We start from the raw sequence: 17019 nt of genomic DNA on the forward strand, positions 1-17019 counted from the left end.
ATGAATAGCCTCGATGCACCGGCTGAGCTGGACATATTTGACCGATGGTTAGTGACTATCGAGGCTAGGTTCTCAATACAGATTGATGCTAACCGTCAGGGCGCGTTCAAGAGCGCTCTGACGCGTTTTGTAGAAAGTATTGGTATGGACCTGGAAAGCCTGGATGAACGGCGTAAGTCGGGCCGTGTGGACGCTGAGACATGGTCAATGCTTCTACATCTGGCTACGAACCATGAAACTCGGTTCTTTCGATCGCTGCCAGCCACTGAACGAATCGTCAAGCTATGCGAAGGCATTACCTCGCCGCGGATTCTCTCTGTCGGATGTTCGTCCGGAGAAGAGCCTTTCAGCATTGCTTCCGCGCTACTAGATGCTGGTCACCCGACTTTCAGGGTTCACGGTACCGATGTTTCATCTGTGTGCATAAACACTGCGCGTGAGGGGCTGTACCCAAGGCATGAAGGTGTTGGCTTACTGGCCGCGGCCCCTACCCGCGGTAACAAGATGCGATTTCACAGGTTCGTCCGTGAAATGGTGACGTTTGAGGAGCACAACATTCTGCAAGACAGACCCGTGCAACTGGCGAATCCGAACATCGTAATCACACAGAACATGCTCATCTACTACCGCACAGATACTAGATACGAAATCCTGGACAGACTTTCAGCAATGCTTGTCCCAGGTGGCCACCTCATCACCGGCCCCGGGGAGACCCTCAATTGGTCTCACCCATTCATGACCCGTATTCCAAACAGTAATCCCAACGTATTCCAAAGGTCTGTCGATGTCTAACAAACTGCGTATCGCCCAACTGACTTGGCTTCGGGCTCCTATACAGAAGAGCGTCGACACGACCAAGTTGCAGCTTGAAGTCTTTAATAAAAAGTCAAAAGCTTTAGCGAGTCCTCCACCCGATGCCGAGCCTGTTTGGTTTGAAAACCAAAAGAAGGATCGCGATGCTGCATTCAAAAATGTCGAGATCGAGGTCAAGCATATCCATGCCGCGCTCGATGTTGCTGAGTGCATCGGCGGCAGTGCCTTAGCACTCGAAGTGAAGATCATCGTTACAAACATTGCAGATCATCGACTAGCTCAAGAGAAGATTGAGCAGGCGCTCGTCTCAATAATGGGTAGTCTTCTGACCATACCGAAGTTTCTGGGTATGGTTGTGGACGGCGCGCCAGATAGCGCTGGCATCCTTGCTAAACAGATCAACGAATTGAGGGAGCTCCGTGGGGTTCCACTACTGGAAGAGGACAACCTTCTTCCACCCGATGTGGAGTTCGTCTACGTCGAGCCACCACATCGAAACCGCGATGTTTCTGACGATGAACGTCAGGATGTCTTTGGTCGTTCGCCCAAGCGATTTCAAACCGCATTCAGCGCGTACATGACCAACCAGAATAAAGCTGCGGTTATCGAACTGCGCGACATTCTTCGAGAACTTCAGGTCGTAACAAGCGATTTGGAAGTCGGTTGCTTTTGGTGGGTCGGGGAGTGCCTGACTGAAGCACTTGCTTGTGGTGCTATCCGAGCGGCTGGCGATACCCTTTCAAAAATTCGTATGCTATCTGTTGCCATTCAGAAAGCCGAGTCTGACGGAGAGGATGGTGCTAAAGCGACGCTAGGTGTCACAAGATTCAAATCCCTGCTTTCTGTCTTAAGCATGTCCGCGAAGCTACCCCAGTCCATCGAAGACGTGTTGGCCGTATTCAACGTCAGAAAGTCAGTGGACGCTACCTCGCTCGCGGAGCTTCAAGCCCGTATTGAAACCGCCAGTGCTGACTCGATAAAGGATGTGGTAGTCGAGCTCAAACCTCTGCTGGAAACCTCTATGGTTTCCCTTGGCCGGGCGATCATCAGCAAATCGCCGCTGACGTTTGATGCCCAGATTGCGACCTTCAGGGCCTCCATCCGGCAGGTAGCCAGCGTGTTCTACATGGTGAACGAGAGCGAGATGGCTGCTGTCGCGGCGCAATCGCTAGCGAGAGTGGAGAAGGTGTCCACCGTGGACGGTTTCACAACTGAAGTGATTGAGAAGCTGAAGTCGGATTTCATGTTCCTTGATGAACACATCCGACGCCTGGACTCAAACGAATCGATTCAATCATTGCGTATTCCAGGGGTAAAACCTGACGTCATCGCCAGCGTTGTGGAGCAATCCATCAAAGAGTTGGCACTCACCCGACGCTCGATCACCGATCACTTGGATAGCGGCGCAGGCATCGAGGATTTGAGATCAGGCCTAAACTGCTTGGTAGGCGCCAGCGCCGCACTGTCCTTCACGGGATTGACTCGTGCAGGTCTTGTTCTCAATGGGTCATGCCAGGGCTTCCTGAGTCAGATGACTGAACAGGGGATCAAAGGGTCCACTGCGGTAGATATGTCGGCACGGGCACTTGTAGCCGTCGAGAGTTACCTTGCGGCCATTCTGGCCGGCATGGCACCGTCCCCTACCCTCATGACACGGGCTGAAGAAGCACTTAGCGAGCTGAACATCCAGGTTGAGCACGTTGATGTTGTATCTCCCTCAGAATTGATGGAAAAGTTTGAGGCAGCAATCGCTACCGACGAAGTTAATGAGAGCGACGAAAATCACTTCCTCTCAGAAATCTTTGAGCTCAGAAAGATCTTCGAGCCCGTACTGCTCAAACCAGATGTTCGCGATAGAAAGACAATGGAGCAGCTGTACAAAGCCGCGGACCGTTTGGCGATGGGTGCGAAACTGTATGGGTTCGACTCATTCCACCGCCTTGCAAGAGCAATGGGCACGTTCAGTCAGACGGTTAATAACCATTCACGAGATGAGGGTTTCAATCGCACCGAAGCTGACGCTTTAGTCGTTTCGTCCCTCCAGATGATTTTCCGTTGCATGGACGAATACTCTGCTCGCGGTAAGGTCTCTATCTTCACTAGGGATATGGAGAAAGCCCTACTTGCCCAGTCCGATCCAGGCATCGTCCAAGCACTCGACGAACCCCAAATTACCAACCACGACGTGAATCAGAATCCTGACTCCTCAGATACTAGTTCGGTGCTGGTTGGTGAGTTGGTTGAACTCGATACTGTTACTGAGCTCCGCGAATATCCAGAAGGCATCGACGGCGGCCACATCGAACTCTACCGTGAGGAATTCGTCCTCTACCACGGGATTCTCCTGTCATTTAGCGAGGCCAGCCAACCTCATCTGACTCGTGACATTTGCAGAGCTGCGCATTCAATTCACGGCATCTCAGGGTCTGTGAATTGTGAGGTATTGCACGAGGTATACGGCGTCCTAGAGTCTCGTTTTGAGGTTCTGTTCACGGCTGGCAAAGCGCTAACGGCCGACGACATATCGGTGCTTACCGACGTACTCGCGCAGACGCATAAGTACATGTTGGATTTCCCGTGGGTGTCTGAGACTTCGCGCTTAGGTGCATGGGTCACGATGGCTGCCTCGATTGGAGATGACATTGAGGAAGCGGAATTCACTGAAATGCCTGCCGCGATTGCTAAGCCGCCAACCGAGCAGAAGGTGGAGGTTTTCGCAAGGCACGACAAATCGGAAGGTGATTCTGAGGAGCAAAAAATTCCGCATGCAGAATCTTTTTTGACCAACGACACAGGACCGACCCATGGTGAGGAAGTTGAAGCAGTCACCATTCAAGCGTCTATGGAGATTCCTCCAGAGTACAACGAGGATTTCCAGTTCTATCTAGATGAAGCTGAGGATGTGTTCCCCGATCTCGAAAGCAACGTTGCAGCCTGGCTCGAGGATATGAACGATAAAGATTTGGTGCTGACCATCAAACGCAATATGCACACCCTGAAAGGTGCAGCGTTGATGGCGGAAGCACAATCGATTGCAGCAATTACGCATTCGATGGAAAGTCTGTTTGAAAGCCTTTCAATTAAGCTTATCAATCCAAGTCCAGCGTGCGCTCAGCTAGTTATGCTGGTGATGCAAGCTATTACGGCGATGACGGAGGATGTTAAGAAGGGCCGTGGATACTCAATACCGAGTGCCCTGATTCAATGCCTTGAACAATCCGTAAATACAAACACAATCGATCTGTCTTTACTCCATTCAGATCAAGCAATTCCCGGTGCTCAACTCGAGGCACAGATTCAGACCGTGATCCCAAGCGAGCCCGTTCTTGAGCCTGCCACCGAAGACCAAACCAGTCTCGAGCAGCCTCATGACACAGGCGAAGTACCGGAACAAATGCCGGAGGTAACGTTCCTCGATGAGGTCAGCGCTGATCAAGCTGAAACCAAACCGGCTCGGAAGAAACGAGGTGGCCGCGGAAAAGGTGGCAGGGGCCAAGCTTCAACGGCTGCTGCCGAGATGGAAACTGATGGCGAGTATGGCCCAGCTGTACGTGAGCATAGCGTTCAGGGAGGCATAAATAATGAGGAAATCACCACTGATGACGCCGAGCAGGCGACAGTCTTAAACATTCCTCAAGCACCTGAACAGCTGATTCAGTCCGACGATATCGTAGCGAAAGAATCAACTGCTGATCAAAATCCTGTGCAGGAATCCCAACCTCAGCGGGAGACTGATGACCAAAACCAAATCGCCCCTAGCAAAAAGATTTCGCATGCGAAATCTTTTGAGGACGATCCAGTACGAGCCGAATACGCCCGCCAAGCTTCCGAGGCATTCGACAGGCTCTACACCATTAAAATGGACAGCGATATTGAAGTCGAACAACCGATCGTCTCTAACGCTGTACTAGACCTGCTAGGGCGTGAGCAGGCCCAGGCCAGTAATGAGGGCAAGAAATCTAACGGGGGTACCTCCGAAAAGATCCGTGTAGAACTTCATCTGTTAGAGGCTGCTGCGGAAAGGGCTTCGGAATTGGTCGCGGTACGCTACCGTCTTAGTGCCCTGAACGAAGAGGCGCACATCCGGCTAACCGGTGCCCGGGAATTACTTGAAGCCAACAGTCTTCAACACGGTCAGCTTACGACGGCCCTCAGGAGCTTCTTCAACAATCAACCTCAGGCCCGGAAATTTGAGGATGCTGCTGAAGCAGATTTAGAGCGGTTCAATGACCTTTCTGCGATGCATGTTGCAATGGGTGCACAAGTAGATGAAGTCCGTGAACAGGTTCACGAGATCTTCTCGTACATCCGCCAAATGCGAAATGCTCTCTATGAGCTTGATCCCGCCCTAATCGGACTCCAGCGAGATCTGCTCCATTCTCGCCTGGTACCATTCCTCAACGCCAGACAGAAGCTGACAGGGGCTGCGAAGACAGCCGCGAAAGCAACTGGCAAGGAAGTTGAAGCGACGATGGCGGGTGAAGAAGTCATCATGGATAAGATGATGCTGGACGCAATATCTGACCCTTTGACTCATATTATTCGGAACGCCATAGACCACGGTATCGAACCCCCTGCCGAACGTTTGAGGCTTGGTAAGCCGGAATTAGGCTCTGTAAACATCAAAGCATCCCGCCGGGCTAAACACATCGTTCTCGAGATCAGTGACGACGGTCGAGGCATTGATGTTGAAGCCGTACACCGTAAAGCCATTGAGATGAAGATCATCTCCAATAGCGATCAACTGAGCCGTGCCGAGATCATGCGACTGATCACACATAGCGGTTTTTCGACCGCGGCTAAGCTGACGCATGTCTCGGGCAGGGGTGTTGGGATGGACATCGTTGCAACCACTGTTGAGGGGCTTGGGGGTCGCCTCTATATCGAAAGTGAGAAGGGTATCGGCACTCGGTTTCTGATTGAGTTGCCATTCACAATCGGCTCTAACAAAGCAATGATAGTGAGCTCTGGCAGCCAATGGTTTGCGATTCAGAGCTATTCAATGGTTCAAGTATTACTTGTATCTCGTAGTTCCCTGGCAGCGCAAAGAGCAGCTAATGGCTTTGCTACTGTCACGTACGACGACCGCAGCTTCGACGTCGTTCACCTAGCAGATCTGGTCGCTATGCCGGACTCACGCAGTGCCGATCAGAAAGGAGGGGATGTAACAGTCATTCTTTGCCAGCAAGGTGATGAACGGATAGCTATCGAGGTGGCTGAAGTCGACTCTATGCCAGAAATCCACATCAGAAAGCTTGAAGGTATGCTCGCGAATGTCCGTGGATTGGTGGGTGAGACAGAGATGCAAGATGGCAGTCCTGTCTTCGTGCTGGACGTAATGGAAATGGCTCGACTGAATCTCAAGCAAGGTTCGAAAGGGTATCAAGTTCGACAAAATCGCGTTCGTTCGCTGAAGCGTGAAAAAAAGCCAACTGTTTTGGTAGTAGACGACTCAAGAAGCTACCGCAGTCAACTTGAGCGAATCTTCACCGGATTCGGATACACCGTCATAACTGCAGTCGACGGTCAGAACGCGTTGCACAAGTTGGGCTTAATCGATAAGCCGGACCTGATGCTGGTTGATGTTGAGATGCCGAATATGAACGGTTTCGAGTTCACTGAGGCGATCAGGCGCAAGCCGGAATTTGACGACACTCCAATCATCATGATCACTACACGTACGGGCCTTGAAGAAAAAGCGATGCGGGCCGGCGTGACCAAGTATCTACTCAAACCTTGTGATGCACCGTCTCTTCAACAGGCTGTAGCTCAGATCAAGGCGCAGAAATCGATGGAGGAATCCGCAGCATGAGAGTTGGCGTAGTAAGTACGGATGAGGTGCAAAAGGCGTTGTTCACTGAGCTTCTTGCACCACTGGTCGGCGACCTGATCATGTATGACGTTTCGCATGCGAAAGATGGCGACCTGGAAATCAGCAATGCACATATCCTGCTGATAGACATGGCGGACTCGAACGTCGTGGAATGTGAGGAGGTGATGGAGGCACTGGGCCGCGAAGAGCCCATCTGTCTTGTGCACGATAAGAATCTGTATGCCATGGCTCAACGTGATCGTATCTCATGGCGAAACCGTACGATCGAAGAAATCAAATTGGCTCTGCCTGACCTAGCCAACGAATTGGATGAAAAAAAGGATGAGGCGGACAATAAGAACGTGCCCGACCTTTGGATCATTGGTGCGAGCTCAGGTGGACCGCAGGCGCTGCGTCAGTTCTTTGGTGATCTTCCAAGGATGCCCATTTCAATTTTCGTTGCCCAGCACATGTCAGAAGCTGGATACAGTCAGATGCTGGCACGCTTGAAGGATGTTGCTCCGGGGTGGGGAGTTCAATCAGCGGAGTCAGGCATGAAAATCAAGCCTAACTCCGTGTACCTGGTTCCGCGCGATAACACGATTGTGATCAATGCTGGTGTGATCCACCTTCAGCCATACAGCGCTCAATCTGTGTCATTCAACCCATGCATAGATGCAGTGATTCGTTCTGTCTTCGACTGTCACCCGCACCTCGGGGTGATCATTTTGTCAGGCATGGGAATGGATGGGTCTGGTGGGATCAGAACGATCAAGGGCAAAGCAAAAATGATCATGGCCCAAGATCACGAATCATCTGGGGCTAAGAGTATGCCGGACACTGCTCGCAATACCGGCGCGGTTCAGTATTCGGCGAACCCTGAGGGACTGGCCCGAAAGCTTGCCCAAATTTACGGACAAAAAACATTCTGATTCAAAGGCTACCCAAGGGTAGCCTTTTTTTTCGAGAGTTAGTTGTTGTGCCGGTTGGGAGCGGAACGAAGCAAGTCACCGATTGCCGTACGCTGATCTTCAACGCAGCGGCTTGCGACTTCATGAATTAAGTCCAGGGCGCCTGGATTCGAAGTGGCAATCAAGTCCAGGAGAAACTGCAACTGCTGATCTGAGTCGACGGGGTAGTCGGCAGGTGGGAATTCAGCCCTGAGAAGCGTCTGAGGTCCCATTTTTGTGGTCACCTGTATGCAGGTATTCGGCATCAGGGTAGCGAAATTGCGTAGGAGGGGAGAGGTATTGATTTGAACGCTTGGCATAGTGTGATCCTCATGGTCGGGACCACTCTATGCGCTAAATCACGTGCCAGAAGCCCATCAGCCACACGTTTGTGGAGTACAGAAACCCATGATCTCATCATAGGATTTGCAGCAAACAACTGGGACCCACCACACAAAGGTATAGATCTCCTCCAGCGATACTGGCCACAACCGCATCTGGGTATCCAGAAGCAAGCTACCAGCCTCAAACCCTACAGTTACCCCTGGTGACGTCTGCTGAAGCTTTCCGACCGAAAGAGAGGCATTGAAAGGGAAAGAACCAACAGAAAAGCCACTGACATGAATTGCTCGGTAGGCAGCCTTTCCTGCGGCAATTGCCGCATTGTCATCGTGATCAGCCATTTGCCGCGGATAAAGGGCTCCCCACCTGGTGCCTATGCAGATCTCCGACCCAAAAAGGGAAACGCTGGATGTCAGAGGATTTGTGCATGCCACCATACCCAAGGCGGAAGCAACACCGATATCTCTGCACCCGGTGTTCCAAGTGGGGTCAAATTCAGTGTCATAGATCATTTTTGGAAAGCAACTAGGCAAGGCTTGGTTGAACGCATTGAGCGCTTTGCTTTGGAGGACATTAGATGCCGCTCCGCATACATCAAGGATATTGGTCAACCCAACATTCGAGGTCCGAGCCATATCAGGCCCGCAAAGCTTGCAGCTTTGATAGGCCATAGCGATATCAAGGGCCCAGTCAGGGATCTCCCAAAGTCGCACATGCATTGAGGTGTAGTCGTTGTTATCAGTGCCGGCACTGAGCGGACCGCTGATGGGCTGACCCAAGGCGGTATCGCCCCCGCCTTTGATCACTTCACAGATGGCTACAGGCTGATAGTGGGACACGATGAGGTAATCCTCACACCACCAGCAACAAGGGCCATAAACCATATAGCTGAGGGTGACAGGATCAATGACAAGAAGGGTCGCTAGTGATGTTACTGCAGCTTCGGCATCTTCCGGCTTAAGCCCAAGGCCCAGACCAGACGCAGCTGCTAGAGCGGTAACCGCAGAAAGCTTGTTGAATTCGCGTCGAGTGGTCATCCCAATCTCCAAAAAGGAATCTTTACCTAATAGTGGAGTTGGAGTGCCCTAAAACGGGCTAAGGAATGTTGGTTACGGGTACGTGCGAAGGCCAATGCAACGCATCGGCCGTATCGTCAGAGTCGCACCCTTGCCCTACGCCCAAGGCAGCAGCGATCTTGACGGATAAGTGGTAGCCAGCTTCCAGGTCTGGAGATGGATCAAGAACCGATACCGTGGAGTCTGGATTGGCCGCCTGGTACAAATAGCCAAGGGGGTTTCGGACTAAGCCACAGCTAGATCGCCCATCATTGTGTTCGAGAGCGACGCAAGGTCCAGAGGTACAGTTCAAGTAGGTGCTGGCCAGCATGCAAGGTTCAACCGTGCAGCAATAGCCACATCCGTTGCAGGGCTGACCCAATCTAGGTTTTGAGAGGGTAAAGGGATTGATCATTATGGAGTCGACCTCCCACTCAATGTCGAGTCAATTTAGGGCGAATGACATGCCACGGAATGGAACACTCACCAAAGGCGCCTGACCATCGAGGCTCATATCTTCGTCAAATGAGGGGTTCATAACGTGCACAGTGGGGTCGGAAGCGTCCATCCGGACAAGCACGAGCACTCGCTCTGCGTCAGTCTGTGGACAGCGGCCTGTAACGTAGACATCGTGCTCAGATACGTAAGCGCAGATTCGACTGCGATACCGGTCCGCCCCGAACTCGCCCTTTCGCGGTTTAAGCGCAACAAGCGCACCTGATACGTTCATTGAGAGGTCGTGCTGTACCTCAAACATCAAATCGCCAACCTGGGCTTGGCCCTCAGTGCTCCAAACATCACCCTCAAACGAGAAGGAGGCTTCCCCCGTCTCACCCATGGCGGTTTCAGCTTGGAGGAGCTGCTTGAACTGAGCGAGTGCCATCGCGCAAAACTCCTCAGCATTGACATGCGCGGGGAGTGTGACGTTAAGCACACCATTGAAGTTTACTGGAAGGCTGATGCTTTGGGTCTGTTCGCTGCGTACTGTGTTCATGGTGATGCCCTTGAGAGAATGACTTGAGTATCCGCTCAGCGAGCTGTGCCACCAGCGAAAACCACATAAAATGGGGTAGTGGGTGGCCACTATTAGGGTATTAGCAACGGGAGAATTTGTCGTGATTGATGTGCCATCGAATTTGATTTGGATTGTAGGCTTAGTGTTGCTCGTAATTGCCTTGGCGTTCCTTTGGAACCTGAAGCTGAGCAACCATGCGTCCGAGGCGCAGCATTATGAGCATCCTCCTGAATTGTCGCATCCAGTGAATGAGGTACGGAGATACAAAGGCATGCCGGTTCTTGCGCCCGCGCCACCTCCTGTAGAGATCATCCTGGAAACTGAAACAGTTACTGTAGAGGAGGTCAAAACGGAAGAGTCCAAAATCGACAACCTCAATGAGGTGCCTGACTGCGAGGATGCGGAACGCATGCTTTCGCTGGCATGGAAACTTGAGGTGAACGGTGATTTTGAAGGTCGTGATGAGTTCGCAGGCATGGTCGTAGAGAAACAGGATGCGTCACCACGTCAACGAGACCGTGCCCAAGCCATGTTGCGCCGTGACAGCATGGCCTGAAAACCTTGAACATCTTCAGATGCCTGGAAGTCCTCAACAGAGTGACCGAGCATCGTTGAGAAATCCTCATCGAATCGATCCCCAGTCGGACTCTTGCGCCACTTACACGCCCCCGATGAGACCGTAACGACACAGTCACTGATTCGCTGGATACCTACCAGGCAATCAATGCACTTGATGGCCATTAAGGACACGTTCGAGGCCGATGATCGAATCGTGAAATAAACCTGCCCGTTACTCATAAGATCGGCCCCCACGAAGGTTCCCATAACGCCCTGGACTTCTACGTCGGCCCCAGGAAGAGGCAAGCGATCGTTCACATGTCACCCCACATTTCGAAGAGCGTCTCAGCGAATTCAGAGTCGCGAATTTTACTCAAAGCCTGGATCTCCAACTGACGCACTCGTTCTTTCGAGAGGTTCATTTCGACCGATAGTTCTGCCAAGGTTTTTTCACGGGCGTCGCCCATGCCGAAGCGATTGACGATTACGAAGATCTCGCGCTGAGTTAGAACGTCTCCCAGGGCGCTTTCTACAAACTGGCGCATGCTGTCTTCTTCGATCTCAGACATGAAATCGTTGTTGGTGTCAGCGAGCAGCTCATGAAGGCCATCTGCATCTGAAGAGTCAGTGCCCTGGAACGCTGTGTCGAGCGATCTCTGACCGCCGGCGAAGTGGACAAGGTCACGAACAACGTCCTGCTCCAGCTTCGTTGCCTCGGCCAGGGAATTGATAGACACGTTTGGCTGATCACGAAGCATATTAGAAATCATGCGACGGTGTTTATGCATACCTTCGGGTAGGCGGATGGACTCTTGGTCAGCCAGATCTCGACTGATGGATACATTGATCCAAGTGAGCGCGATCGTCGAGAAACGGAAACCCATCTCAGGCGCAAATCTGTAAACCGCACGAGTCAATCCCATGTTGGCTGCAGACCGAGCAATTTCCTTGTCCGCAAAACGGAAGCGGCCGATTTGCTGCTCTACCAGACGAACATTTGCATTGGTGAAGATATCAGCGCATTTCTCAATATCACGATCAACGCGGTTGAAAACGGACCACGCGGAAAGAATCTCAATGGCTGGTGCTTCGCCGGTGGACGCAGCGTCAAGGATTGCTTGCTGACGGCTGGTGATACCGAGACGGAGTTTCTTCATCGCAGCTGGGGGGAAAAGCTTAAGCTCATAGCCGCCAGAGATCAGTAATGCCGGAATCAGCTTAGGTGATGTCCAGTTGCCAGAGATGATCCCTTCAACCTTGATCTTAGAAATCCGAACCTCGTCGCAGATAAACTTGATCAGATCACGAGTGCGAGCACTCAACTCCTTGCAGTTGACGCGAAATTGATCAGCCGCACGATTCAAGATGTAGTCGTATGGAACGATCTCAGCGAGTTTCAAACGCAGCTCATCGCGAACAGCAGCGCTGAAGAGAGTGCCGTCCATGCCTTCGGCCGCATAGCCCCGCAATTCGCTAATCAGGGTTCGGATCGTGTTCAGCTTGCGTCGAACAAGTGAGGCGAATTTCTGATCAGCAATAGCCTTTGCATTCTTGTGAGCCTCTTTGGCTGAGTAGTCGCCTTCAGGCAGGGTACCAACACGTAACCAGGCACCGTCGTGGTAGATCAGCGCAACCGCTTTGTCGACCTTGTCCTTCTCGCCCATGGCATCCCAGATCTCCTTGACCATCGAAGAGACAATGCTCGTATCGACGGCCAATGCCCGTACCAGGTCCAGTTGACCCATGAGGATCCGGAAGCCCAGAGCTTGCTCATCTTGAGCGCTCAGGAGCCCCTTTGGGCCATCGAGGCTTGGAAGTGCCGGGGTCTGGGTAGGCAGATCGAAGCCCCTACCAATACGTGGCTCTGCCGGGCTTTGGTGTTGTGTTGAAAGCTGGATCGCAACATTGCTCATCATTTATCTCCAGAGCCTGGCCCTATAGGCGTACCGGCATCAATACGAAACTGTGTGATGGCAAGTCTCGAGCTCTTAGGAGCGTGCCAGAAGCAGCTCCGGAAAAAATCACATCGATCTCGGCGGCTCCAAGAGAACGTACAATTTCCCCAGCCAGCTGGCCGTTGAAACCAATCTCCAGCGGCTCCGCGTTGTAGTCGCATGCGAGAACATCGTCGGCCAGGTCTTCGGCCTTACCGCCCACTGACTGGATCGAAATGGACTCGGCGGAAACTGCGAGGCGCACCAAGGAAACTGCACCTTCGGACAAGAGCCCGACACGGGCCATAGCACCAGCAAATTCGTCGCGGACAATGCGGGCGACGTCGCCTTGCTCAGCAGCTGCTAACAGCTTGCGGTAGTCAGGGAATTTTCCTTCAACTAGCTTCGTGTGTAGTACGCCACCCTCTCGAGTGAAGCGCGCCATGCTGCCAGAGGTTGAAACCCGAACACTTCCGGTGCCAACGAATTGGCAAACATCCTCAATGCAGCTGCTCGGCAGGATGAAGTTTTGCATCGGTTCACCAGTCACAGGTACTTCAGTGACACCCAGGCGAAGTCCATCAGCGGCAGCGAGGGTCATGAGCCCCTGTTGGAAATCGAACAGAATGCCGTTGAGCATCACCCGAACGTCATTACGGGCAGCACAGAAGCCCACTTGATGAACTGCGGTACTGAGGGTACTACCAGCGATGTTCAGCTCACCCTTGCTCTGGTCGGCAGTGAACTCCATGACGGGAAAGTGATCGGCAGGAATTGTGGCGAGAGTGAAGCGCGATCGCGCAGCTGAAATCACGAGCTTAGGCTCGGCAAACTGGATGGAAACCATCGCATCTTTTGCCAGAGCTGAAACCACTTGGTCGAACTTGACTGCCGGGACGCAGACAGCAAACCCATCGCCCTGCAGGGTGAACAGATCGGCTGGGATGGTTAGGCTCATTTGCTTCTGGCCGTTATGAGCAGACAGCACCAAACCTGAGGCATCTACCTGTATCAAAAAGTGACCGTAGACGTCAGTGGCTTTGCGCTGGGGTACACGTGCAACGGTTTTGAGGTAGTGAGCTAGATCGGAACACTTGATGGAGAATTTCATGGGCTAATCCCTTTGAGGTATTGCCCATAATTACTGCCAAAAGAATGTGCCAGAATCAGTCGTGCTGATCAATTATTAACCACATCCTTTGAGGGTTGTTACCGTATGAGTTGCGGAGGGTTATGCACACATTTGTCCCTGGAAATTGTGGATAACATTACATTGCTTCGATCAGAACCTTGCTGAATGCGTTGGTAGCATCACGTCCGTCGACTCTAAATGATGACTTCTGTGCAAACCTTGCCATGTCACTGGCTACCCGGTGGGCGTACCCAGTTTGCCCTGAACGGTCAAAAAGGATCGCCAGCTGAACGTAAGCTTGAAGCCTCATGGCGTCACTAGAAAACTCGTAAAAGTCCTGTGGAGGAGGGTAGACACCTTGGGCTGCTTTGATAACCAGCCGGAACAGCACACCAATGTCTTTGCTGTTCAGTTCTTTGACTAGGCCTGCCGCCCGTTTCAGGAATACGTTTGCGTCTTCGATATGTCCGGTAGTCGCGTAGCTAATCGCTATCTGAGCGAGCTCCATCGTGCTGCCCGGTCGCTTCGCGTAAAAATCTAGCAACACGTCTCTCAGGGTATTTGCCCGCTCGATGTCGCCTGTTGCCAGAAGAGTGAGTAAGCGTTGCTGAAGCGCGTCCATATACGCTGGCTGGTCTACCGAGTTTAAGGTGTTGAGGGACCGTCCAATCGCCTTAACATCGCTTGATCGAGATGCCAGCGCAGCAATGTGGCGAAGGGCTAATACCTGCGCTTCCGGATCCTTCACACTCAGTGCCTCATCGAGTGCTGAATCAAAGCGCTTCTCTCTAGCCGCGTTGATCGCTTGCCCAGCACTAACAAAGTCGCTATCGGGCCTCAGGCACATGAAGGTTTCAGACTGCGTCTTCAGGTCTATCAAAAGCTGGGGGGTTGGAATACCAGCGCCTAGAGTTAATGCCGTAGTGCTGCGGATGGCTGAGTCCCGAACTGAACCAGGATGTTCGGTCTCAACGCTTTTAGCGATCATGTCACCGATGCACTTTTTGTCCGCGTGCTCAAAACAGATGGCTTTTGGAGGCGCTACAACCCAGGCAGGGTCTGCAGCGCAGCCACATAGCGAAAGCATTGCAATGATCAGCGCTTGGGCCTTCACGACTTAACTGACCCAAGGGAAGCGATGAAAGACCTTCCCCTGCTCCGCAGCGAGTTGTAGCAAACGGTTTGCCAGGGAAGAATCCGACTCAGCCTCTACACTGATTGTGAAGACATGGGTTCCCTTAGCGAGCATCTGATCAGCACAGTCTTGATCTGCTGAAGTGAACACTCGAAGGGGGATGTACCTGGCAAGTGCATATTTGTGCACCATTTCAGCTACCCCCGGTTCATCTGAAACGTAGATTTCATCGGGCATTCGGTTCTGAAACAGATGGTCAAAGGTTTTGAATATCTCTGCATCGATCACGCCTACGTCGCCCGCCAGTACAACCCGCCGCAACTCATTTCCTGGCTCATGAGCTTTCATCAACCGCTCGTAGATGTCCGCGGCAACCTGGTCAATCAATGGAACACCTGTTTCGCATCCTGCCTGAAGCAATGACTCACGCAGGTGGTCTTGGTGCTGAACCAACTGCATCCACATTCCTGCTCTTATCAGAGCAAACCGAACCTGAACCCAATCCTGCCGTACACCACCCTGGTCAATGGCACCTGTCTCCAGCAGGAAGTCATCACGATCATCTTGCTTCAGCAGGAACTGACGATAGGACTCATCGACACCCCGGAATTTCTCAGATTCGACGAAGTGCATCAATGAGTAGCAAAACTCTCCCTCGGGCCTATCAAGAGAGCGATAGGCAACAAAGGGTAAAAAAGCATATGGGTCGTAGCTGGGTGAGGTCGATGATTCCATGACTTATCCGATATTGCGGGTAATGCGTTTGTGCAGCTGCATAAGGCCGACTGCCGCTGATGATGCTTCATTGCCATCTTGTGCCTGTTTCAAGAGCTCTGCTACCCAAAGTGGGGGGGGCGAATTTTTGGCGAACCGCAATTGAGTGAATGCATCAACCTCGCTTCTTTGGCCGCTTGTTAATATTTCCGGGGCTATCCTGCCCAGCAGACGGACTACTAATTCATGGAACCTACCGTCGCTCGCGCCAACAGCTAGATTTAGCCATTCCCCCATAGGCGCTTGATGGAGCTCTTGCATCAGTACCTGGTCTTTAGGTGAAAAATCTCCTGCCCACATGCGGTGGTACACGTCAGAAGGTTGAGACGACAACTGGAGTACAGGTGTTTCCTTTAACCTGGACGGTAAGAGCGTCGCAGACCTGAGCTGGGCGATCCTTCGCTTCACCAGTCCGATATCGATGGAAAGCCGAGCTGCATCGGCCGGTCGTATGGCCGAAAGCGGTGCGCAGAAAGGAAAGCGGCTGAGGGAAATCCGCACAAGCGGCCCATTTGGATTTGATGAAGGGTTTCGGACAAAGCTTTGGTATGAAGTGATTGCTGGATTGCATAGTTGGCTAAGATCGGACTCAAGATCCGCCACATACAAAATATCGGGGTATGTGATATCGACACCAACTGGCAGTCCAAGGATGAAGCCTTTCGGTGCCTGCAGACTTTGGTGGACCAGGTACATGGGTGTGGCGCTTTCGAGATCGCAGACCTCACCCTGCTCTAAGCCCAAGGCAGATTTGATGCTCTGTAGAGATGAGTGCTTGAGAGCATGGCCAACAAGCTTGGGACAGCTGGCGTGCGTGTCCGCCAGTAGATCTCTCAACCTCACCGCGCGATTCTCGCCGCTTACATTCGCATCCCACATGAGGAAATGATGGAAGGATTGGGTGTTGGTTGGGTCAGGGCTGTCCGCCCAAGGGTACTCATCCGGCCTTAAGATATTAATGGCCCGGAGCATGGTTTCTAGATCCAGGTAGTAGCTGTGTCCCGGTAGCCCAATGCAGGGGAAAGGCAGAAGATTGCGGTAAAAAGTTGACCTTAGAAACGGATCAACCCGCGTAGTATTACCTAAGCCGATATGCAAACAGTTTGGTCGCGTGAAATGACGATGGACTGTTCTCGCACACTCCAATTCCGAATGGCCGCTCAGCAGATCCATTGAACCGAGTTCAGAGTTAGCAGCAGCCTCCAGATCAACATGCACATCACTGCGCAAACCGACCATCATCTCCATAACCTGAGGCATTAGAGACTCCTCGCACATGAGCGAGTCATAGCGCACGATTTGACCTTCAGCGGGTGATTTACCCGCTGTGATTGCATCGTAGAAATGGATTGCTAACGGCATTTTGTCTCCCCTATAGCCTAATAGTGGAAGGCAACTGCCCTATATTGGGATATTTAGCTAACTGAGCCAGGATTCAGAAGGTTTGCTTTCAGATGACTCATTCAGCGCCAGCGTTATACTCGTATCACACCTCCAAA

General features: G+C 52.2%; 11 protein-coding genes. 4 read left to right on the forward strand and 7 right to left on the reverse strand.

Annotated features, from left to right (window positions below; genetic code table 11):
* The 3 genes from MF6394_RS01065 to MF6394_RS01075 are packed head-to-tail and all read left to right on the forward strand — an operon-like array spanning position 1 to position 7557.
* A complete protein-coding gene (locus tag MF6394_RS01065) occupies positions 1–792 on the forward strand; it encodes a CheR family methyltransferase (protein WP_011923270.1) in 792 nt (263 codons plus the stop codon).
* The gene (locus MF6394_RS01070) at positions 785–6625 is read left to right on the forward strand and encodes a hybrid sensor histidine kinase/response regulator (RefSeq protein WP_078465874.1); all 5841 of its coding nucleotides are present in this window, start codon (positions 785–787) and stop codon (positions 6623–6625) included. The genes MF6394_RS01065 and MF6394_RS01070 overlap by 8 nt, the downstream gene beginning before the upstream one ends.
* Positions 6622–7557 (forward strand): chemotaxis protein CheB, encoded by a 936-nt coding sequence (locus MF6394_RS01075; RefSeq protein WP_011923268.1) that lies wholly within the window; start codon positions 6622–6624, stop codon positions 7555–7557. The genes MF6394_RS01070 and MF6394_RS01075 overlap by 4 nt, the downstream gene beginning before the upstream one ends.
* Positions 7558–7952: 395 nt before the next feature.
* Here the strand turns inward: MF6394_RS01075 and MF6394_RS01085 are convergent, their stop codons facing one another.
* Together MF6394_RS01085 and MF6394_RS01090 are read right to left on the reverse strand one after the other, a co-directional pair.
* Positions 7953–8954, reverse strand: a complete 1002-nt coding sequence (locus MF6394_RS01085) for a hypothetical protein (RefSeq protein WP_078465875.1) — start codon at positions 8952–8954, stop codon at positions 7953–7955.
* A 463-nt stretch (positions 8955–9417) separates the two neighbouring features.
* Positions 9418–9966, reverse strand: a complete 549-nt coding sequence (locus tag MF6394_RS01090; protein WP_078466149.1) for a hypothetical protein — start codon at positions 9964–9966, stop codon at positions 9418–9420.
* A gap of 121 nt (positions 9967–10087) precedes the next feature.
* Here MF6394_RS01090 and MF6394_RS33630 point away from each other — a divergent pair, with 121 nt between their 5' ends.
* Positions 10088–10543 carry a hypothetical protein gene (locus MF6394_RS33630; RefSeq protein WP_153045960.1) on the forward strand — a complete coding sequence of 152 codons (456 nt, stop codon included), beginning with the start codon at positions 10088–10090 and terminating at the stop codon, positions 10541–10543.
* A 316-nt stretch (positions 10544–10859) separates the two neighbouring features.
* Here MF6394_RS33630 and MF6394_RS01100 read toward each other — a convergent pair whose 3' ends face one another.
* From MF6394_RS01100 to MF6394_RS01120, 5 genes are all read right to left on the reverse strand, one after another.
* Positions 10860–12458, reverse strand: a complete 1599-nt coding sequence (locus MF6394_RS01100; RefSeq protein WP_078465877.1) for a sigma factor-like helix-turn-helix DNA-binding protein — start codon at positions 12456–12458, stop codon at positions 10860–10862.
* A gap of 22 nt (positions 12459–12480) precedes the next feature.
* Complete coding sequence (dnaN, locus tag MF6394_RS01105) at positions 12481–13590, reverse strand: DNA polymerase III subunit beta (protein ID WP_078465878.1); 1110 nt, start codon at positions 13588–13590, stop codon at positions 12481–12483.
* Positions 13591–13747: 157 nt separating this feature from the next.
* Positions 13748–14725, reverse strand: a complete 978-nt coding sequence (locus MF6394_RS01110; RefSeq protein ID WP_153045961.1) for a hypothetical protein — start codon at positions 14723–14725, stop codon at positions 13748–13750.
* Positions 14726–14728: 3 nt separating this feature from the next.
* Positions 14729–15481 (reverse strand): hypothetical protein, encoded by a 753-nt coding sequence (locus tag MF6394_RS01115; protein ID WP_153045962.1) that lies wholly within the window; start codon positions 15479–15481, stop codon positions 14729–14731.
* A gap of 3 nt (positions 15482–15484) precedes the next feature.
* Positions 15485–16882, reverse strand: a complete 1398-nt coding sequence (locus tag MF6394_RS01120) for a hypothetical protein (RefSeq protein WP_078465881.1) — start codon at positions 16880–16882, stop codon at positions 15485–15487.
* Positions 16883–17019: the final 137 nt, after the last annotated feature.

Source organism: Pseudomonas sp. MF6394 (genome assembly GCF_002018845.1).
Taxonomy (GTDB): domain Bacteria; phylum Pseudomonadota; class Gammaproteobacteria; order Pseudomonadales; family Pseudomonadaceae; genus Aquipseudomonas; species Aquipseudomonas lactis.

Bases quoted from the DNA above. Each gene is read 5' to 3' on its own strand.
- MF6394_RS01065 (WP_011923270.1), top strand. From the start codon at position 1: ATGAATAGCCTCGATGCACCGGCTGAGCTGGACATATTTGACCGATGG.
- MF6394_RS01070 (WP_078465874.1), top strand. From the start codon at position 785: ATGTCTAACAAACTGCGTATCGCCCAACTGACTTGGCTTCGGGCTCCT.
- MF6394_RS01075 (WP_011923268.1), top strand. From the start codon at position 6,622: ATGAGAGTTGGCGTAGTAAGTACGGATGAGGTGCAAAAGGCGTTGTTC.
- MF6394_RS01085 (WP_078465875.1), bottom strand. From the start codon at position 8,954: ATGACCACTCGACGCGAATTCAACAAGCTTTCTGCGGTTACCGCTCTA.
- MF6394_RS01090 (WP_078466149.1), bottom strand. From the start codon at position 9,966: ATGAACACAGTACGCAGCGAACAGACCCAAAGCATCAGCCTTCCAGTA.
- MF6394_RS01100 (WP_078465877.1), bottom strand. From the start codon at position 12,458: ATGAGCAATGTTGCGATCCAGCTTTCAACACAACACCAAAGCCCGGCA.
- dnaN (WP_078465878.1), bottom strand. From the start codon at position 13,590: ATGAAATTCTCCATCAAGTGTTCCGATCTAGCTCACTACCTCAAAACC.
- MF6394_RS01115 (WP_153045962.1), bottom strand. From the start codon at position 15,481: ATGGAATCATCGACCTCACCCAGCTACGACCCATATGCTTTTTTACCC.
- MF6394_RS01120 (WP_078465881.1), bottom strand. From the start codon at position 16,882: ATGCCGTTAGCAATCCATTTCTACGATGCAATCACAGCGGGTAAATCA.